The following is an 18,466-nucleotide window of genomic DNA, read 5'->3' as shown; positions in this document are numbered from 1 at the left end:
AAGGTGCAGGAGCGACACAGACTATTCAAATCGCGCCGCTTATTGGAAAAATCGTCGCAAGGCCACGCCAGACCCGCGAAGATAGTCCACCAGAATTTGGTCCGATTTCCCACTGGGGCACCTCGACAGGCTTCGAAATCGGATCACTGTATCCCGCTGCTTCTCCAGAACGGAGGCAACGGTGATGTGCGTGGGGTTGACGACCCGACATAAAATTTTGACACTCCCGCCGTCCCCGAGAGGGCGTCAAGAAAGCAGATCAACTGCATCACCGATGCCGGCACAGATTACCGGCGTAGCGCGCCAGCACACAGCGCGCCAACAGAGAGGAAGAAGATGACATTTTTCACACGTACCGGCAGACCCCTGCCGCAGTCCGTCGTGGACTCAGCCGGGAAGGTCGGATCTGATCCGGTCAATCGTCGCGAGTTCCTGGCGATGGCCAGCGCCTTTGGCGCGACTGCAGCGACCGCATATTCCATGATCGGTATGGCTGCGCCCGCGCATGCTGATGGCCACAAGGAAGGCGGCGTTGTCCGCATGCAGCAGGAAGTTCGCGCGCTGAAAGATCCGCGCACCTACGATTGGTCCCAGATTGCCAACTTCAGCCGCGGCTGGCTCGAGTATCTGGTGATCTATGAGAACGACGGGACTTTCTCTCCTGCGCTTCTGGAAAGCTGGGAAATCAACGACGATGCCACTGAATATACATTGAACGTCCGTAAAGGCGTCAAATGGAACAATGGCGACGACTTCACCGCAGACGACGTTGCACGCAACATCGCCGGATGGTGCGACAAAGGTCTGGAAGGCAATTCGATGGCTGGCCGTTTTGGTGTACTCATCGACGAGGGCTCAGGTCAGGCAATTGATGGCGCGATCACAATTGTGGACCGCCACACAGTGAAACTGGCCCTGCCACGTCCGGATATCTCGCTGATCCCTGGCATGGCTGACTATCCGGCTGCGATCACACCGGCAGGGTTTAACGCAGAAACCATGTTGGAAAATCCCGTTGGCACCGGCCCCTATTTACCGGAATCGCTGGAAGTCGGCGTCAAAGGTGTTCTGGTCAAGAACCCCGATCACGCCTGGTGGGGTACTGATGTCTTTGGCGGTCCCTACATTGATCGTCTCGAATATATCGACTACGGCACCGACCCGTCAGCGTTTGTGGCGGCAGCTGAGGCCGAAGAAATTGATGCGCTCTATTCAATCGAGGGCGACTTCATTGATATCTTCGCGACACTTGATGGCTGGGTCGAGAACTCGATTGCAACAGCCGCCACCATCGTGATCCGCCCCAATCAGTTGGCAGAGATCGACGGCGTAAAGCCCTATGAAGACAAGCGGGTGCGCCAGGCCCTGTCGATGGCAGTCGACAACGCCGTTCTGTTGGAATTGGGATATGGCGGACGCGGCATTGTTGCCGAAAACCACCACGTGGGCCCGATGCATCCAGATTACGCTGAGCTTCCTCCCCGGAAGGTCGACCCCGCAGCGGCAAAAGCGCTGATGGACGAGGCCGGAATGGGCGACTATGAGCATGAGCTGTTTTCAATCGACGATGCGTGGCGCAAAGACACCACCGACGCGGTTGCAGCACAGCTGCGCGATGCGGGCATCAAGGTCAAACGCACCATTCTGCCGGGCTCCACTTTCTGGAACGACTGGGTCAAATACCCTTTCTCGTCAACGAATTGGAACCACCGTCCTTTGGGTGTGCAAATTTGGGCATTGGCGTATCGCTCAGGCGAGGCGTGGAATGAATTCGGCTGGTCCAATGCCGAATTTGACAAGATGCTCGACGTCGCGTTGGCGACAGCCGATGTCGATAAACGCCGCGCTTTGATGAAAGACATGGAAGCCTTGATCCAGGACGAGGGTGTGACAATCCAGCCCTACTGGCGCTCGCTCTACAATTTCACCAAAGAAGGCCTCATCGGTGCTGGGCACCACATTTCGTTCGAATATCATCCGGCGCGCATGGCCTGGACCTGATAGAGATCACGTTACAAAGGGCCGTGTTCGCACGGCCCTTTTTTATTGCAAGCACTGCGAATTCCGGAAAATTTCAAGATGGAAGCCACGCTCCTACTGGCACAGGCGGTCGCTACAGGGTTAATCGCATTGTGGCTGACCTTAGGCCTCAAAGACAATTTTCTGCATCCATCAGTAAATGAAAAATACACCGCCGAAGTGCTCGCCATGACACGTATGCGCGCGCAATATCCCGAAGAGTTCAAAGCCGTCGCCCATAGGGCCATCACAAATCGGCAAACGCAGCAGTTTGCGTTCCGTTGTGTTCTGGTCGCGGAATTCGTGACCTGTATTCTATTGTGGCTTGGTGTTTTGGGGCTGTTGATCGGTATCCGTAATCCCGATGCGTTCGAAGCAGGACGCATTATCGCAATGCTCGGTGCCCTGAGTTTCACCACCATCTGGGCAGGATTTTTGATTGTCGGAAATCATTTTTGTTATTGGTTCTGCCACGAGGGCGCTCAAAATACGCATTTCCAGATGACGCTATGGGGTTTGGCAACCCTGATCCTGATCGGTCAAAGCTGACCTCGCAACAGTTCAAGGTGGTTGCTGATCTTCATTGCCTTCGACGGCCCGTAGTGCGGCTCTGTCAGTCGCGCAAGGATTGCATCGATCCCCACTCCAGCAGCGTAGCTGAGGACGCCGCCGGTTGCCGCCGGAAACCCAAGGTACTTGATGCTCGCATCGTTAACCTGCCCGACATTCGAAAGACTTGTGTTGGCCATAATATCCGCAGAGGCGTTGAGCAAGGCCAGCGTAAGATGCGCGACAATCTCATTATTCGACATATCGCGCCGCGTGATCCCTGCAAACCGCGCCTCCTCGCGCAGCAAATCCTCGACAAGCGGGTCGATCACCAATCCGCCGCCTCCCGGATAACGATACCAGCCAACCCCAACCTTACGGCCCAAGCGGCCTTCTGCGACCATTCTGGGAAGGATCGGGGAGATCTGATGGCAGCCCAATTGACTGTTATGCGCAAGTGCTACATCCAAACCCTCGATGTCTTGCGCCTCACAAGCGCCTCTTGAAAATCCGAACTCCGTCATGGCCTCATCCAGTTCCCAGGGATTGGTGGCCTCGAACAACAATACTTCTGACATTGATCGCAGGGCGGCTTGCAGGGCCAGACCAATCGCGCTTTCGTTCATGCGCCGGGAAATTCCAGGAACCGATTTGACGCAATGACCTTGATCAGATCATTCAAGGAGGTCGAAACGGTCCTGTTCGAGGTATCGATCCGGGCCTCTGCGCGTTCGTAAAGCGGCGTACGCGACTGCAGCAATGCCTTGAGTTGCTGCATTGCCGCCGGGTTGTTCCGCATGGGTCGCAAGTCACCCTGCGCCCGCACTCGTTGCATGTGTTCAGCCGGCGAGGTTCGTAACCAAACGGTGTGAAAGCGCTCCAATACCTGCGCATAGGTTCTTTCTTCGGCCACTAGCCCTCCCGCGACCGCCAGGATCACCTTGTCGTGGCGTTCAACAATCCGCGACACGGCTTCGGCTTCAAGACCGCGGTAACCGTCCTGTCCATAAAACGCCATCACTTCGGACAATGGCATGCCGGTGTGGGTTTCGATTTCCTTGTTCAATTCGACAAACGGCAGCCGAAGCGCCTCTCCCGCCAATTTGCCCAAAGTGCTCTTGCCTGCGCCACGCAGGCCGATCAGGCAGATGCGACCTGCCCTGAGCGTGGCAGGGTTTTGCGGTGCGAGAATAGCGCGAACCTGTTGTTGGACGCTTTCCGGCGCATGCCGGTAGAGCATCGCCACACGCTGCACCTCCAGATCCCAGGGCGCATTTTCTGAAAGCAAATGTTCGATCTTGATATCAAGGGCATCCGAAATGCGCTGCAACAACGCAATCGATATATTCCCCTCGCCAGCCTCAAGCTGCGCCAGATAGCGCGGCGAGACGCCGGAACGTTCTGACAATGCACGCCGTGGCAATCCCTGCGCCTTGCGCGCCTCGCGCACGCGCGTCGCCAAACGCGATATGACCTTTGACGTGGTTTTGGGTTGGGTGATTACCTCAGACATGGACATCCCGTACTCGAAAAATAATGCATAAGACTCATAGGGAACTAGTCCAGATGCATCGAATTTCAGGTCATTATGGCAAAATGTCGCATATTTTTTTCTTGGCCATCAGTAAGTTTCGACGTGATACCGCCCCGCATCACGCATTTGGTCTCGTAGCTCTGACCAATGCAAACCCACCCCTCTTGCGATATCACTCATGGCTTCTTCGACACCCTGCTCCATCGCTTTTAGTCCACAAATGTAGATGTGAGTATGGGTATCACCAAGCAGTTCGGCAATCGTTTGCGACTGTTCACGCAGCTTGTCCTGCACATATTGCTTAGGCGCATCCTTTTGGCGACTAAAAGCAAATTCCTTGCGCATGAAGGTGTCTGGCACCTTCTTGAGAGGCCCGAAATAAGGCAGATCACGCGGGCTGCGCGCGCCAAAGACCAGCGTCAGACTATCCTTTACGGACGGTAATTCGCGTTGCCTGCGCATGGTAAAGCCGCGGAAGGGCGCGGACCCGGTGCCGGTACAGATCATCAGCAAATGCGCATTCGGATCGGAGGGCATCAGGAACGTAGACCCAAAAGGCCCTGTGATTTGAACCTCGTCGCCTTTTCCGAGATCGCACACGTAGTTCGAACAGACACCTTTGTCTTCACGTTTCACCGTAAGAGAAACATTGTTGAAACCTGGCCTTTCGCCGTCCCGTGGACTTGAGATGGAATACAGGCGCGGTAAGTGAGGCTGCCCCTTGTCATCCAGACCAGGTGCAATGATCCCGATGCTTTGACCCTCCAGGACAGGAAAAGGCAAATTCGACAGATCAAGAATGATGTGCCGGACATCGCTATCACTATCTGCTTCTGTGAGACGGTAGTTGCCTTGGACTTTCGCCGTCGCCGGATTGCCCAGATTGTATAGGTTGATCGTAGGTTTTGACGCAGACGTCGGTGCCTTGGCCTTCCCCCCCGCCCCCTTGTGGGCTTCGGCGAGCAGAGCCGCGACCACATCGTCGTGCGCTTCAATCCCGTCATCCTGCGCGTCAGGTTCTGACGCGATGTCTTGCTGCTCTGGCAATTCTTCGAAGTCGAATTGCTGATCAAGGCTGTAGGGCGTTTCCACCACGCGCCATTCGTCAATCGACCCGGTGGGGCACACCGGGATACAATCCATACAGAAATTACAGGTATCAGGGTCAACGACGACATTGTTGTTGTCATGTTGAATGGCGCCAATGGGGCAGGTCATCTCGCAGGTATAGCAGCGGATGCAGATTTCAGGATCAATTAGGTGTTGTTTTACCGGCTTGTTCATGGACTGGCAGCGGACCGCTGCAACACCAGATTCGGCAAAAACGCAAGTTCATAGAGCTCCCGGCATATGCCTTTACAATCGGGGCATCCGAGGCAGTTTTGTTGCAACATCACGGGCGTTTTCATGGTCTTAGCTTGCATGGTCCGGTCTCCTTTGAAACGAAAGGTCACTGGCGGTGACGCAGACCAGTTTGATCAGCCTGCGTTACGATTGCGTTGACTTGGATCAAGCCATGTGCAGTTTTACATACTCGAAATCTCCGGGCTTGTTATCAATGCCGACCTTCGGTGGCGCGATCCAGGACGCGTACTGCCCCGGCTCGTAGCACGGCACCATCAAAGACTGAATGAAATCGCCATCCGCCTTTGTCGGCAACCAGTCGTCTTTCTGTGCCTCCCATGCCGCGGTCGAAATGATGTTGCCTGACGGGTCCACAGCAACCGACGAAAAGACACCGATCTGACGGTGGAAACCTTCATGCGGTAACTTCAGTTCAAACGCGACACCCGCTTTGGCGATTGCCTTGTTCCAGCGGCCAACTCCACCCGCCGCGTCACGCACATAATCGTCCCGCAAGCGCATGTTTATGGCGGTCAACGCAGGCGCGTCTTCTGTGACGATCTGACCGTCCTGTATTGATGTGACGGCATAGGTGTCATCTTGCAGCTTGTGATCATCGTCAATGCGCTGCTCCATGTAACGCCCCTTGATACCGGCGTTGAACGCATTGGCGGCGTTGGTGGAGACCTCCTGCCCAAAAAGATCAAGGCTGAGCGTATAGTGCAGGTTCAGCTTCTTCTGGATCGTCGGCAGATCAATGACCCCGAGGTCGCGGATCTTGTTGATGTCAAAGGGATCGCTGATCCCGTGCTTGTTCATAGCCTCCAGAGTGGCCTGAATGGTGCGCCCGACACCGGTTTCGCCCACAAACATGTGGTGTGCTTCTTCGGTCAACATGAAACGGCAAGTGCGCGACAGCGGGTCGAAACCCGATTGCGCCAGGCTTTCCAGCTGCATCTTGCCGTCGCGATCCGTGAAATAGGTGAACATGAAAAACGACAGCCAATCAGGCGTTTCTTCGTTGAACGCCCCCAGCATCCGCGGCGCTTCTTCGCTGCCCGATGACCGCACGAGCAAATCATTTGCCTCTTCACGACCGTCGCGGCCGAAGTACTTCTGTAGCAAATACACCATCGCCCAAAGATGCCGACCCTCTTCCACATTGACCTGAAAGAGATTGCGCATGTCGTAAAGCGAAGGTGCCGTAAGCCCCAGGAACCTTTGCTGCTCAACCGAGCCGGGTTCGGTATCACCCTGGATGACGATCAGGCGCTTGAGCATGTTGCGATACTCACCCGGAACCTCTTGCCAGGCCAGTTCGCCGTGGTGCTCTCCCATGGGGATCTTTCGGTCCTCGACCGCCGGTGCCAAAAGGACACCCCAACGGTATTCGGGCATTTTCACATAGTCGAACTTTGCCCATCCCTTGGGGTCAACGGACACAGCCGTCCGCAGATAGACCATGCTGTCCTGAAAGTTCTGAGGGATCAGATCGTTCCACCAGTTGATATATCCCGGGTGCCATTTTTCGAGCGCCTTCAGCACTTTTTTATCCGAGCTCAGACCGACATTGTTTGGGATTTGACTGTCGTAACTGACGTTGATGAGATCGAGCATTCTTTCCTCCTGTCAGACGGCAGCCCGACGATTACGTTTGTTTCTCAGACGCGCTGCATATTGTAGTCGGCCCGCAAGCCGGACCCGTATCGCTGCAACGCACCTTCAGGACCCACGGCATTCGGGCGCTGGAAAATCCAGTTTTGCCAAGCTGTGAGTCGACCAAAAATACGCGTTTCCATCGTTTCCGGCCCGGCAAACCGCAGATTTGCTTCAAGCCCCGTCATCGCATCGGGCGAAAAACTCGCACGCTCCTCGCGGAAAAGACGCACTTCGTCGTCCCAGTCGATGTCGTCATAGGCGTAAGTAACGAGACCCAGCGTCTCTGCGTCCTCTGCCTCCAAAAGCTCTCCGGTACGGGTCTTCAGAGTTTCCACCTGTTCCGGGTCACCATAGAAACGGGTCGCGAGGCGACTGAGATCATTGCCCATCGGGTATTGACCGAAATTGGCTTCACTCAGCATGACCGAAGCCATCGGACGATCGTCATCCTCAAAATCGTCCAGCATCATGTAGCTGCGGTCCACCGCCCAGAGAATTTCCGCCAGAACCCCAGCGAAACACGAACCGTGTTCGATCATCGCCACGAGGCTGCGCGAGGTCATATCAATGCGCTTGAGCACGCGCTTCCATAGACACAGAACCTCATTTGCTAGCCAGTGCTCCTTGTCGGTCAGTAAAACCGCCTCATGAGCGCACACCAGATCAGGATCACCTTGTGTCCGGAATTCGATCAGACCCAATTCATCTTCGTTGGTTCGAAGGTGCAGGATCGCGTCATCTAATTCGCGCGCACAGCGCAGCAACCATGCGTCCGACCCCTCGGCTGTGAAGGCGTTCATGTCAGCAGGTGCGGCCTCCTTTGGCCCCTGGATCGTGATGATCGCACGTCGCCCGCCCCGGTCGATCTCAATGCCCACGGTTGAATATTGCACGTCACTTTCGCCTATCCTGCGAGACAGGGGCTTAAGCTCAATGCCCTGCGGGACATCAGATTTGGCTGAATTAGCGGCGAGCTCCTGAGCGCGTGCGGCAACGGTTTCATCAAATTTGGAGTTCGGTATCACCTCATCCACCAGCTTCCAATCCAGCGCCCGCTTGCCTTTGACCCCCTCTTCAACCGAACAAAAGACATCCGCCAGATCCCGCCGCACCTTGCGCTTGTCGGTCACACGCGTCAGCCCGCCCGTTCCCGGCAGAACGGCGAGCAATGGCACCTCCGGCAGCGCCACAGACGAGGTGCTGTCGTCCGTCAGCATGATGTGATTGCACGCCAGCGCCAGCTCATAGCCGCCACCTGCACAAGCACCCCTCACAGCGCAGATATAGTTCTGGCCACTGTCCTGGAGCGCTGCTTCGAAAGTATTGCGCGTTTCATTGGTGAATTTGCAGAAGTTCACCTTATGCGCATGGGCAGCCCCTCCCAGCATACGGATGTTGGCGCCTGCGCAAAAAACCTTGTCCTTCGCAGAGCGCAAGACAACAACCTTAACCTCAGGGTGTTCGAACCGCATGCGCTGAACGACATCCGCAAGCTCAATATCAACCCCCAGATCATAAGAGTTCAATTTGAGCTCATATCCCTCAAAAAGTCCGCCTTGCTCGTCGACATCCATGTAAAGGTTGGCCACTGCGCCGTCATAACTGACGCGCCAGTGCTTCATTGAATTCGGGTCGACCTGAAAATCGATGTGTTTGGTCACTTTGGCACCTTCTAGCGCCAGAGGACGCCATTCTGCTTCATAATGAATTATAGTTCCGTATGTTTGGCCGTAAAGCACATATAAGTGCAAAAATCGGACAATATCCCAACTTTTAATGCACTATAATTCATCATCCGCGCGTTTCTGAACATCTTCCATCTGCGCACGGATAGCAGCCGGCCAAAGCCCCAGCGTTACAGCACTCTGGGGGCAGCGCTCCAAATGCGCGCCAACCGTTTCGCATAACCGCAGGGTTGCGCGCGGGCGCTCCATCAACAGTTTCAGCTGCGCGTTGGCCAGTTGGATCAGGGCCTGCACCATGTCACGCTCCGCGCTTGGAACAACTGTCTGAAGCCAAACAGCCTCCAACACTTCATGGCACTCCCAGAAGTAACCAGCCTCCAGATACGCCAAACCGGTCTGGAATGCCGCGGTCTGATGCAGTGCCTGCGGGGTCTTCGCTGTCAACGCGCTTGCCTTGATCCCGTCGAACCAGTCTTCCGGGTGTCGGTCCGTCTTGCCCGGCACGTAGACATGCGGGGGGCGCGGGACACCTTCGGGAAGATCAGGAGAGCAAGACATCTTCCTGCTCCAGTCGCACAAGTCGGGCGCAGAATGCGACAATCGCCCGTTTTGTTTCTTCCGGGCGCTCCAGATGCGGTGCATGCCCGCAATCGCGCAGGATCACGCGTTCAAGCGGAGAATAGACACGGGTCTCGATCTCGTCGATCTGCGCCAGACTGCCATAGGGATCATCCGTCCCCTGAAGAGCAAGAACCGGAATGCGCCAATGATCAATCGCATCCGCCACGTTCCAGGTTTCAAATTCCGGATGAACCCAAACGTCGTGCCATCCCCGGAAGAGAGCGTCGGCATCATCGTGGTATCGGGACAGCTTCGCACGCAGGTCACTGGCGTCGAAATCCTTTCCCGCAGCACGTATCGCGGAAAGCCCGATCGGTTCAGTGAAAAAATGCGGCGCGATAAGGATCAGACCTCTGACCCGCATATCGCTGACTGAACCGGCATAAATGCCAGCGATCGTCGCCCCATCAGAATGGCCCAGAAGAATGGTTGCCGTAATGCCCGCAGCATCCAGCACCTTTCCGAGCGTATTCTCCGCTTCGCGCGTCATGTAATCCAGGGGACGCGGCAGGCTTGCTTGCGAAGACCGCCCATGCCCTTGTCGCGAATATGCGAGCACACCAAGTCCGGTGGCTTCGGCAATTTTTCGGGGGACATCACGCCAAAGATCAACCGATCCCAATCCTTCATGCAGCAACACGAGCGTCGGCGTCGATCCAGGAGGTGGACCGTAGCACCTGTATTCCAGAGCCGCGTCACCTGCTGCGAGCGTTTGTCCTTCGTCCGCCGCCCAACGAAAACTCACGCCAGCCCCTCGCGCAACTTGAATCGCTGGATTTTCCCGGTTGTTGTTTTTGGCAGATCATCGACGATTTCGATCCATCGGGGATACTTCCACTTGCCGATCCGTGTTTTCACGTGGTCCGTCAGCACCTCTTTCAGGCCATCCGGAGCCTCAGTAGCCAGCACGATGAAGGCTTTGGGCTTGTCCAAACCCGCGTCATCCTTGGCCGCGACAACGGCAGCTTCAAGGACAGTTGGATGGCTGGCAAGCGCTTGCTCCACTTCGAAAGGTGACACCCAGATACCAGAGACTTTGAACATATCGTCTGTCCGACCGCAGTAGATATAACGCCCATCAGGGCGACGCTCGTATTTGTCCCCCGTCCTTGTCCAGATACCTTCGAAGGTTGCGCGTGATTTGCTGCGTTGATTCCAGTAGCCAGAGGCGGCGGAGGCTCCGCTGACGAGCAATTCGCCGATCTCATTGTCCCCAACCTCGGCCCCATTTTCACTCACAAGCCGGACATCATAGCCCGGCACCGGGGTCCCGGAGGTCCCGTAGACCACGTCTTCCTCCCGGTTGCTCAGGAAAATATGCAGCATCTCGGTTGATCCGACACCGTCAAGAATGGCAACGCCTGTATGCGCCTGCCACCGGTTTCCGACGTCCTCGGGCAGCGCCTCGCCCGCAGAAATGCAGCGACGCAATGGGGCTGTCGGGGCGTCTGATTTGTCCATTTCGGCGACCATCGCCGCAAAAAGTGTTGGCACGCCACAAAACACCGTTGCCTGTTCCGCATTGAGTGTCGCGATCATATCTCCGGGGGTGGGCCTGCCTTCAAAGAGTACCGTCGTGGCTCCAACCGCGAGCGGGAATGTCATCGCGTTGCCGAGGCCATAGGCAAAAAAGAGTTTTGCCGCAGAAAGCACGATGTCATCTTCGGTCAAGTTCAGAACGTTTGCCCCGTAGCTGTCAGCGGTGGCCTTCAAGCTGGAATGTACATGCTGAACGCCTTTCGGTGATCCTGTGGACCCAGAAGAATAGAGCCAGAACGCGATTTCATCGCCTGAGGCAGGCTGGGTCTCCAGAGCCTCTGCTCCCGAAACAAAATCCGCGTAGCTTAGGCAGTCGCCGACAGAGGCTTCGCCAATAACGATCACCGCACGCAAGAAAGGATTGTTCGCCAATATAGGCGCAACCACGTCGAGCAAAGGTGCTGAAACAAAAAGCACAGAGGCTCGGCTGTCGCGCAGGATGCTGTCATAGACCGGCGTCGCCAAAAGCGTGTTAATCGGGACAGGCACAACCCCGGATTTCAAAGCCCCAAAGAAAATCTGGGGGAACTCCAGAGTATCGAGCACCAACATCGCAGCCCGCTCTTCCGCGCGAAATCCGGCACGTCGGAATGCACCGGCAACGCAATTCGCCCCTTCCGCCAGTTGCTGGTAAGTCAGGTTCCGGCCCGTTCCCGCTTCCCGGTAGGCCGTCTTGTCGCCTCGCCCTTCTTGTAGATGGCGGTCAACAAAATAACTGGCTGCGTTTTCCGTCGCGCTGGTCACTGGCGCCTCCCCCCAAGTCAAAAGCCGGAATTGGCTTTATACTGCACGCACAAACCTTGCCCGCAAGACGGGTGCAGAAATTAGTGCACTATATCGCAAACTCTTGAAGACCAGTTGGCACCTTGCCTGTCCTCAGGCGGGGATCAGGAACAAGGTAATTGCTGGGAACATCACAAGAATAACGACACGCAGAATATCTGACCCCACAAAAAACATCACGGCCTTATAGGTTTCCGTCATCGGGGTCTCACGGTCCATCGCATTGATGATGAAGAGGTTCATGCCCACTGGTGGCGTGATCAACCCGACCTCGACGACGATCAACACCAAAATGCCAAACCAGATCGCCACGTGTTCCGGCGACATTCCGAAATCCATCGCAGAGATAACAGGGAAAAAGATCGGGACGGTGAGCAAAATCATTGACAGGCTGTCCATCAGGCACCCGAACACGAGATAGAAGATGAGAACGATCGACAGTACGAACCACGGGCTGAAGCCCTGGCTGAGGACCCAGTCCGCCATGTATTGCGGCACGCCGGAAAGGGCGAGGAAGCTGTTGTAGAAGCTGGCGCCTAGTACAATGAAGAAGATCATGGCAGTCGTTTTGGCGGTACCCAGAAGGCTGTCGCGGAAAACGGCCCAGTTTAGGCTGCCCGAGACCAGCGCCACGAGCCCTGTGCCCGCCGCACCGATGGCTGATCCTTCGGTGGGCGTGAACCAACCAAGATAGATGCCACCGACCACAAGGCCGAAAATCACCAGCACCGGCCAGGTTTCGGCCAGCGCGGCCCAGCGTTCGGACATGGGTTGCGGGGGCCTTGTCCCGGCAGATTTCGGGTTCAGTCTTACGTAAAGGGAGATGGTCAACATGTAACCGATCGCCGCGAGGATGCCCGGAACAAATGCGGCCAGGAACAGCTTTGCAATATTCTGTTCGGTCAGAATGGCGTAGATGACGAGGATCACGGAGGGCGGGATAAGGATGCCCAGCGTGCCGCCAGCCGCCAGTGTGGCCGTCGAAAAACCGCCTGAATACCCGTAGCGGCGCAACTCCGGCAGGGCGACTTTGGACATGGTTGCGGCTGTCGCCAGAGACGATCCGCAAATCGCCCCGAAGCCTGCACAGGCCCCCACTGCGGCCATAGCCACCCCGCCACGTCTGTGCCCCAGAAAGCTCTCCGCCGCTTTGAACAGCGAACTGGACATGCCCGAGAGGGTCGCAAACTGGCCCATCAGCAGGAACATCGGGATGATGGAAAGCGAATAGCTCGAAAACTGTGTGTAGGTTTCTGATTTGAGCTTGTTCAGCAACACATTGGGGTTGCCACCCATGGCAAAATACCACCCCGCAAAGCCGCAAAGCAACATGGCAAGCCCGATTGGTGCGCGCAAAAACACCATGAGCAGCAGGATTGGGAATGACATGAAGCCCAGCTCGAGATTACTCACAGTCAGATCCTCATGAGGTTGGCAAGAGTACGCGCCCCGAGAGGCTCTCGCCAATCCGCATCACGGCACAATACAGCGCGACGATACAGGTCACAGTCGACGCCGCGAAGCTTGCCGCATAGGCCCACCAGACCGGAAATTGCAAAAACAGGGTGGTTTCGCCATTGCCAATGTAGCGCTGCATCCCTTCGTAGAGCCGCCAGCTGATCAGGATCAGCGTCGCCGTCAGAACGACCTCCCAAAACGCGACGATGGCCCTGTTGACCCTCGACGGCAGTTTTGACGTGAATATATCGACGGTCGCATGCCCGCCGTAAAGCTGGCAAACGGGAAAGAAGGAGAAAATCGCAAAGGCGACCCCAGCTTCCAGCAATTCATAGCTGCCATTGACCTCACCAATACCAAGATCCAGCAAGGTTTGGGTGAAACCACCAAGCAGGCCCTCTGCACGGTCGGAGTGGAGCATCTTGTTCAGCGAACGTCCGATGATCGACAGGGTGGTGAGGACAATCAGCCCGACCAGCACGAGGCCACCAACAACCGCCGTGCCCCGCGCGAGCAGCTTTATCAACTGATGCATCTGTCATCCCCGTCCAAGATCAAAAAAGACCCGCCGCAAGTGCTGCTTGCCGCGGGTCTTTTTCAGATTTCAAAGCTTACTCGGTGTATTTGTCGATGAGCATACGTGCTTCATCAATCAACGCCTGACCATCAATGCCTTTTTCATTCATGTCAGCGACCCATTCCGCATAAATCGGTTCAGCCACAGCCTTCCACTCAGCGGTTTCAGCCTCGTTGAGTGTAACGATGTTGTTGCCCCGATCGGCCGCAGCCTTGCGCGCCGGACCGTCACTGTCGGCTTGAGTGCCACCTGCAAACACCGAGAATTCCAATCCCGAGTTATCGTCGATCACTTTTTGCAGATCTTCGGGCAGACCATCATAGCGGTCTTTGTTCATCGCCAAAACAAAGGTCAGAACATAGAGCGCATTGCCGGTGAATTCCGTATGGTTGCTGACCAACTCCGGGATCTTGAGCGCAGCCGTGACCTCCCACGGGATCGTTGTGCCGTCGATCACGCCCTTGGACAGACCCTCGGGCACAGCAGGTACCGGCATGCCAACCGGCGTCGCGCCAACCTTCTCCAGCAGAGCATTGGCCAAGCGTGATCCACCGCGGATTTTCAGACCTTCCATGTCAGAGGGCTTGCGAACTTCTTTATTGGCGTGGATCAAACCGGGACCATGCACCCAGGTCCCCAGGATGTGTACATCCTTGAATTCGGTATCCTTCATATGCTTTTCGAACATTTCCCAATACGCGCGGGAGGCGGCACGGGCGTTTGTCATCATGAAGGGCAACTCGAACACTTCCGTCGATGGGTACCGGCCCGGTGTATAGCCGACAACGGTCCAGACGATATCGGCGACGCCGTCAATGGCCTGATCCATCAGCTCTGGCGGCTTGCCACCCAGTTGCATGGACGGATAACGCTCGACTTTGATGCGCCCGCCACTGTCTTTCTCGACATTATCTGCCCAGACATCCAGAACCAGCTTGGGCACATTGGCTTGCGGCGGCAGGAATTGGTGCAGGCGCAGGGTAACTTCCTGAGCCAACGCGGGCGCGGCCCCAAAGCCGAAGGCCAACGCCGCAGCCGCCGCCACATTCAGAAATGATTTCCGTGAGATCGTCATGGTATTCCTCCCAATTATTTGGTCAGGCCTTCTTGGCGCGGCCTGTGACTTTTCTTCCCAGACAAATTGCTATTGCAGATCAGACAGGTTGTCACCCGTGTTTGTAACTATCTGATCGCGATCAGTCGCAGGCGACGCAATGCCCCCGGTCTCATCGGAAATCTTACCATCAAGGCCGTTTGACCCGTAAAGTCAGGCAATCTGGTCGAGCCATTCCTCCGGGCTTCGGGCCGACATCACGGAACAGCTGGGTCCGAACCCGCGCCATAATTCGTCTGCACCAAGCAGGACTCGTCCGCAGAGCGGCGTACCGGTTTGCAGCGCCGCCGAGCCTTCGGACTATGCCCATTGAAGGCTGCATTGATGGTTGCGTAGTCGAGGACGGTCATCGCAGACCCGCAACAATGCGCCTTTCCGCCACAAACCCTTGCGCTGAGCAGCGCGAAGGTCAATTGGTTGGGGCGAGGGTAGGATGGTGGCGTTAGGTGGACTTGAACCACCGACCTAACGATTATGAGTCGTTCGCTCTAACCAACTGAGCTATAACGCCATCGGGGCGTGGACTATGCCAGCCATGCTGCGCCGTCAAGCCAGAAATACCGATTATCCCGCGCGAACCGCATCAATCATGCGCTGCACATTGTCGGGGTCTGCATCCGGCGTGATCCCATGCCCGAGATTGAAGATATGCGGCCCCTTGGAAAACGCCTTCACAATGGCGCGCGTATCTTCGATCAGCGCCTGGCCACCCGTTACCATATGGCTGCTGGCAAGGTTTCCCTGCACGCAACCATCCACCTGAACATGTTGAGCGGCCCAATCCGCGCTGATGGAATTGTCCAAAGCAACGCAATCCACGCCCGTCGCCTTGGCAAACCCGATGTAGTTGTCGCCCGCCTCACGCGGGAACCCAATGACAGGAATTTGTGGATAGCGGGTTTTGAGTGCAGCGGTGATCTCTTTTGCGGGTTTCAGGGCATATTTCTGGAAGGCATCGCCTTTCAGCGAACCCGCCCAACTGTCGAATATCTTGACCACTTCTGCGCCGGCCTCGATCTGAGCGGCCAGATAGTCAATTGTGCCCGCCGTGATCCGATCAAGCAGCGCTTCAAAAAGTGGTGTGTTCTCCTGCATCAACGCATGTGCTGGCCCCTGATCTGGCGTCCCGCGCCCGGCGATCATATAGGTCGCAACAGTCCAGGGCGCCCCGGCAAACCCGATCAGCGTTGTGTCTTGGGGCAGTTCGCGGCGCAGGATACGCACGGTTTCATAGATTGGGCCCAACGTTTCATGGATGTCCGCCACCGGTCCCAACCTGTCGAAATCCGCCTGCGTCTGAATTGTCGACAACCTTGGCCCCTCGCCCGTCACAAACCACAGATCGGCCCCCAGAGCCTGCGGCAACAACAAGATATCCGCAAAGAGGATCGCCGCATCAAATCCATAGCGTCGAATGGGCTGTAACGTGACCTCTGCGGCAAGCTCGGAATTGTAGCACAAGGACAGAAAGTCACCTGCCTGCGCCCTTGTCGCACGGTATTCCGGCAAATACCGTCCAGCCTGCCGCATCATCCAGATCGGTGGGGTCGCAAGCGTCTCGCCAGCAAGAGCGCGCAGGATCGTTTTGGTCGGGGCCATGATGTCCTCATTTTCAATTTCTCCGTTGGTCAGCGCCAGCGGCCCTGATGTCAAGAGACTGACGGGTTGTCAGGGTAATTTGACGCGCCTATTGATTGTCGCATGACATTAACGCTTCCCACTCCCGACACGCCTCTGAAAATTGGTACACGCGGATCTCCTCTGGCACTGGCCCAGGCGTATGAGACACGCGAACGCTTATCCGCAGCCTTCGGCTTGTCTGAAAACTGCTTTGACATTGTGGTGATCAAGGTCACAGGCGACGCCATACAGGATCGCCCGCTTAAGGAAATCGGTGGCAAGGGTCTTTTCACGCGCGAGATCGAAGAAGATCTGTTGTCGGGCAAAATTGACATCGCGGTCCATTCAATGAAGGACATGCCGACGGTTCAGCCGGACGGGCTGATCCTTGACACATACCTGCCGCGCGAAGATGTGCGCGATGCCTTTGTGTCCCCCGCACTCACGGCCGTTGCCGATCTTGCACCCGGGGCTGTCGTGGGCACATCCAGCCTGCGCCGCAAGGCGCAACTGCTGAACCGGCGGCCTGATCTGAATGTGGTCGAGTTTCGTGGCAACGTGCAGACACGGTTGAAAAAGCTCCATGATGGGGTCGCGGAATGTACTTTTCTTGCCACCGCCGGGCTGAACAGGCTGGCCATGGAGGATGTTCCGGCCACACCCATCAGCCCCGATGACATGTTGCCCGCCGTGGCCCAGGGTGCCATTGGCATTGAGCGCCGGACCAATGATGAAAACACCGCTGAAATCCTGGCCGCGATCCATCACATGGAAACCGGTCAGCGGTTGGCGGCCGAACGCAGGTTCCTGCTGACGCTTGACGGGTCCTGCGAAACGCCCATAGCCGGACTTGCCGAACTTGAGGGCGGTCAGTTGCGGTTGCGCGGGGAGGTGCTGCGCCCTGACGGGTCGCAGGCCGTCACGGGAGAGCGTATGGGCGCAATTGCTGAGGGCTCAACGATGGGACAGGAGCTTGCCGAAGAGCTTTTGTCGCGCGCAGGGCCCGGTTTTTTCGACTGGCACGGCAGCTAGGGCACGATCACACCCATTTTGCCAGCGGTGGCAGGCTCATCAGAACCGCATTGGCATCATGCCCGGTTTCCAGCCCGAATTTGGTGCCGCGGTCATAGACAAGGTTGTATTCAGCATAAAGCCCCCGGTGGACCAACTGCGCGTCCTTGTCAGCCTCTGACCAGTCTTGCACGCGGCGTTTTTGGACAAGCGGCACAAAGGCAGGCAGGAACGCGCGCCCAATGTCCTGTGTCAGTGCAAAATCCGCCTCCCAGTCGCCGGTGCAGTGATCGTCCATGAAAATACCGCCGACGCCGCGCGCGCGATTGCGGTGTGGGATGTAGAAATACTCATCCGCCCAGTCTTTGAGCTTGGGATAAATCGCAGGCCCATGCGGGTCGAGGTGCTGCTTTTGCGTGGCATGGAAATGCGCGGTATCGTCCGCATATTCGATACATGGGTTGAGATCGGAACCGCCGCCGAACCACCAGGCATGCGGCGTCCAGAACATTCGCGTATTCATGTGAACCGCTGGCGCATGCGGGTTCTGCATATGGGCCACAAGACTGATGCCGGACGCCCAGAAACGCGGGTCGTCTTTCATGCCGGGTATGCCCTTGCGCGCAGCCATGGCCATCTGCGCCCGTTCACCCAATGTGCCGTAGACGGTGGAGATATTGACCCCCACCTTTTCAAACACGCGCCCGCCCCGCATGACACTCATCAACCCGCCGCCGGCGTCTGATCCGTCATCGCTGCTGCGTTGGGTTTCGGTCACCTCGAAAACGCCCGGTACTGTAGCCGACAACGGGCCTTGATCGTGATCTTGCTCCAGCGTTTCAAACGACGCCACAATCTGGTCACGCAATTCTCTGAACCACGCGGATGCGCGGTCCTTTTCACTCTCAAAATTATCGGTCATGGGTCGTCCAGTTTGTCACGATCTGCTCGCG

The 18,466-nt window shown here is 56.6% G+C and carries 16 protein-coding genes and 1 tRNA gene; 3 read left to right on the top strand and 14 right to left on the bottom strand.

Translation table 11 applies throughout. The features are described from left to right. The first annotated feature begins 336 nt into the window (after positions 1-336). Together Q0802_RS16720 and Q0802_RS16715 are read left to right on the top strand one after the other, a co-directional pair. Entirely contained in the window at positions 337-2,001 is a 1,665-nt protein-coding gene (locus Q0802_RS16720; RefSeq protein ID WP_298920384.1) for an ABC transporter substrate-binding protein, read from the top strand. 78 nt (positions 2,002-2,079) lie between these two features. Then, the gene (locus Q0802_RS16715; RefSeq protein WP_298920382.1) at positions 2,080-2,568 is read left to right on the top strand and encodes a DUF2165 family protein; all 489 of its coding nucleotides are present in this window, start codon (positions 2,080-2,082) and stop codon (positions 2,566-2,568) included. Here the strand turns inward: Q0802_RS16715 and Q0802_RS16710 are convergent. The 13 genes from Q0802_RS16710 to hemE form a co-directional block, all read right to left on the bottom strand. After that, positions 2,559-3,194 (bottom strand): 3-hydroxyacyl-CoA dehydrogenase family protein, encoded by a 636-nt coding sequence (locus Q0802_RS16710; protein WP_298920380.1) that lies wholly within the window; start codon positions 3,192-3,194, stop codon positions 2,559-2,561. The genes Q0802_RS16715 and Q0802_RS16710 overlap by 10 nt on opposite strands. Next, entirely contained in the window at positions 3,191-4,081 is an 891-nt protein-coding gene (locus Q0802_RS16705) for a helix-turn-helix transcriptional regulator (RefSeq protein ID WP_298920378.1), read from the bottom strand. The genes Q0802_RS16710 and Q0802_RS16705 overlap by 4 nt, the downstream gene beginning before the upstream one ends. Before the next feature lie 108 nt (positions 4,082-4,189). Next, a complete protein-coding gene (boxA, locus tag Q0802_RS16700) occupies positions 4,190-5,386 on the bottom strand; it encodes a benzoyl-CoA 2,3-epoxidase subunit BoxA (RefSeq protein WP_298920376.1) in 1,197 nt (398 codons plus the stop codon). Positions 5,387-5,611: 225 nt separating this feature from the next. After that, the gene (gene boxB / locus Q0802_RS16695; protein WP_298920374.1) at positions 5,612-7,063 is read right to left on the bottom strand and encodes a benzoyl-CoA 2,3-epoxidase subunit BoxB; all 1,452 of its coding nucleotides are present in this window, start codon (positions 7,061-7,063) and stop codon (positions 5,612-5,614) included. Positions 7,064-7,107: 44 nt separating this feature from the next. Beyond that, a complete protein-coding gene (gene boxC, locus Q0802_RS16690; RefSeq protein ID WP_298920372.1) occupies positions 7,108-8,766 on the bottom strand; it encodes a 2,3-epoxybenzoyl-CoA dihydrolase in 1,659 nt (552 codons plus the stop codon). 120 nt (positions 8,767-8,886) lie between these two features. Beyond that, complete coding sequence (locus tag Q0802_RS16685; protein ID WP_298920370.1) at positions 8,887-9,348, bottom strand: DUF309 domain-containing protein; 462 nt, start codon at positions 9,346-9,348, stop codon at positions 8,887-8,889. Continuing rightward, positions 9,332-10,156: an alpha/beta hydrolase gene (locus Q0802_RS16680; RefSeq protein ID WP_298920367.1), complete on the bottom strand. Its 825-nt coding sequence runs from the start codon at positions 10,154-10,156 to the stop codon at positions 9,332-9,334. Before Q0802_RS16680 ends, Q0802_RS16685 begins: the two co-directional genes overlap by 17 nt. After that, positions 10,153-11,694, bottom strand: a complete 1,542-nt coding sequence (locus Q0802_RS16675; protein ID WP_298920366.1) for a benzoate-CoA ligase family protein — start codon at positions 11,692-11,694, stop codon at positions 10,153-10,155. The genes Q0802_RS16680 and Q0802_RS16675 overlap by 4 nt, the downstream gene beginning before the upstream one ends. Before the next feature lie 132 nt (positions 11,695-11,826). After that, positions 11,827-13,146, bottom strand: coding sequence for a TRAP transporter large permease (locus Q0802_RS16670; RefSeq protein WP_298920363.1), 1,320 nt, complete (start codon positions 13,144-13,146; stop codon positions 11,827-11,829). A gap of 10 nt (positions 13,147-13,156) precedes the next feature. Further along, positions 13,157-13,726 (bottom strand): TRAP transporter small permease, encoded by a 570-nt coding sequence (locus Q0802_RS16665; RefSeq protein ID WP_298920361.1) that lies wholly within the window; start codon positions 13,724-13,726, stop codon positions 13,157-13,159. 76 nt (positions 13,727-13,802) lie between these two features. Then, positions 13,803-14,843 carry a TRAP transporter substrate-binding protein gene (locus Q0802_RS16660; RefSeq protein ID WP_298920360.1) on the bottom strand — a complete coding sequence of 347 codons (1,041 nt, stop codon included), beginning with the start codon at positions 14,841-14,843 and terminating at the stop codon, positions 13,803-13,805. Positions 14,844-15,316: 473 nt separating this feature from the next. Next, positions 15,317-15,393: transfer RNA gene (locus Q0802_RS16655), tRNA-Met, on the bottom strand. Between the two features lie 53 nt (positions 15,394-15,446). Then, positions 15,447-16,481 carry a uroporphyrinogen decarboxylase gene (gene hemE / locus Q0802_RS16650; protein ID WP_298920358.1) on the bottom strand — a complete coding sequence of 345 codons (1,035 nt, stop codon included), beginning with the start codon at positions 16,479-16,481 and terminating at the stop codon, positions 15,447-15,449. Between the two features lie 102 nt (positions 16,482-16,583). Here hemE and hemC point away from each other — a divergent pair, with 102 nt between their 5' ends. Then, positions 16,584-17,534 (top strand): hydroxymethylbilane synthase, encoded by a 951-nt coding sequence (hemC, locus tag Q0802_RS16645; RefSeq protein WP_298920356.1) that lies wholly within the window; start codon positions 16,584-16,586, stop codon positions 17,532-17,534. Between the two features lie 7 nt (positions 17,535-17,541). On the opposite strand, the gene hemF is transcribed toward hemC, so the two are convergent. Then, complete coding sequence (hemF, locus tag Q0802_RS16640; RefSeq protein ID WP_298920354.1) at positions 17,542-18,435, bottom strand: oxygen-dependent coproporphyrinogen oxidase; 894 nt, start codon at positions 18,433-18,435, stop codon at positions 17,542-17,544. Between the last annotated feature and the right edge of the window lie 31 nt (positions 18,436-18,466).

The sequence above is a fragment of the uncultured Roseobacter sp. genome, assembly GCF_947495275.1.
GTDB lineage: Bacteria > Pseudomonadota > Alphaproteobacteria > Rhodobacterales > Rhodobacteraceae > Roseobacter.
The sequence above is the reverse complement of the archived record's forward strand: the minus strand, read 5'-3'. Positions and strand labels throughout refer to the sequence as shown.

Bases quoted from the DNA above. Each gene is read 5' to 3' on its own strand.
- Q0802_RS16720 (WP_298920384.1), top strand. From the start codon at position 337: ATGACATTTTTCACACGTACCGGCAGACCCCTGCCGCAGTCCGTCGTG.
- Q0802_RS16715 (WP_298920382.1), top strand. From the start codon at position 2,080: ATGGAAGCCACGCTCCTACTGGCACAGGCGGTCGCTACAGGGTTAATC.
- Q0802_RS16710 (WP_298920380.1), bottom strand. From the start codon at position 3,194: ATGAACGAAAGCGCGATTGGTCTGGCCCTGCAAGCCGCCCTGCGATCA.
- Q0802_RS16705 (WP_298920378.1), bottom strand. From the start codon at position 4,081: ATGTCTGAGGTAATCACCCAACCCAAAACCACGTCAAAGGTCATATCG.
- boxA (WP_298920376.1), bottom strand. From the start codon at position 5,386: ATGAACAAGCCGGTAAAACAACACCTAATTGATCCTGAAATCTGCATC.
- boxB (WP_298920374.1), bottom strand. From the start codon at position 7,063: ATGCTCGATCTCATCAACGTCAGTTACGACAGTCAAATCCCAAACAAT.
- Q0802_RS16685 (WP_298920370.1), bottom strand. From the start codon at position 9,348: ATGTCTTGCTCTCCTGATCTTCCCGAAGGTGTCCCGCGCCCCCCGCAT.
- Q0802_RS16665 (WP_298920361.1), bottom strand. From the start codon at position 13,726: ATGCATCAGTTGATAAAGCTGCTCGCGCGGGGCACGGCGGTTGTTGGT.
- Q0802_RS16660 (WP_298920360.1), bottom strand. From the start codon at position 14,843: ATGACGATCTCACGGAAATCATTTCTGAATGTGGCGGCGGCTGCGGCG.
- hemE (WP_298920358.1), bottom strand. From the start codon at position 16,481: ATGGCCCCGACCAAAACGATCCTGCGCGCTCTTGCTGGCGAGACGCTT.
- hemC (WP_298920356.1), top strand. From the start codon at position 16,584: ATGACATTAACGCTTCCCACTCCCGACACGCCTCTGAAAATTGGTACA.
- hemF (WP_298920354.1), bottom strand. From the start codon at position 18,435: ATGACCGATAATTTTGAGAGTGAAAAGGACCGCGCATCCGCGTGGTTC.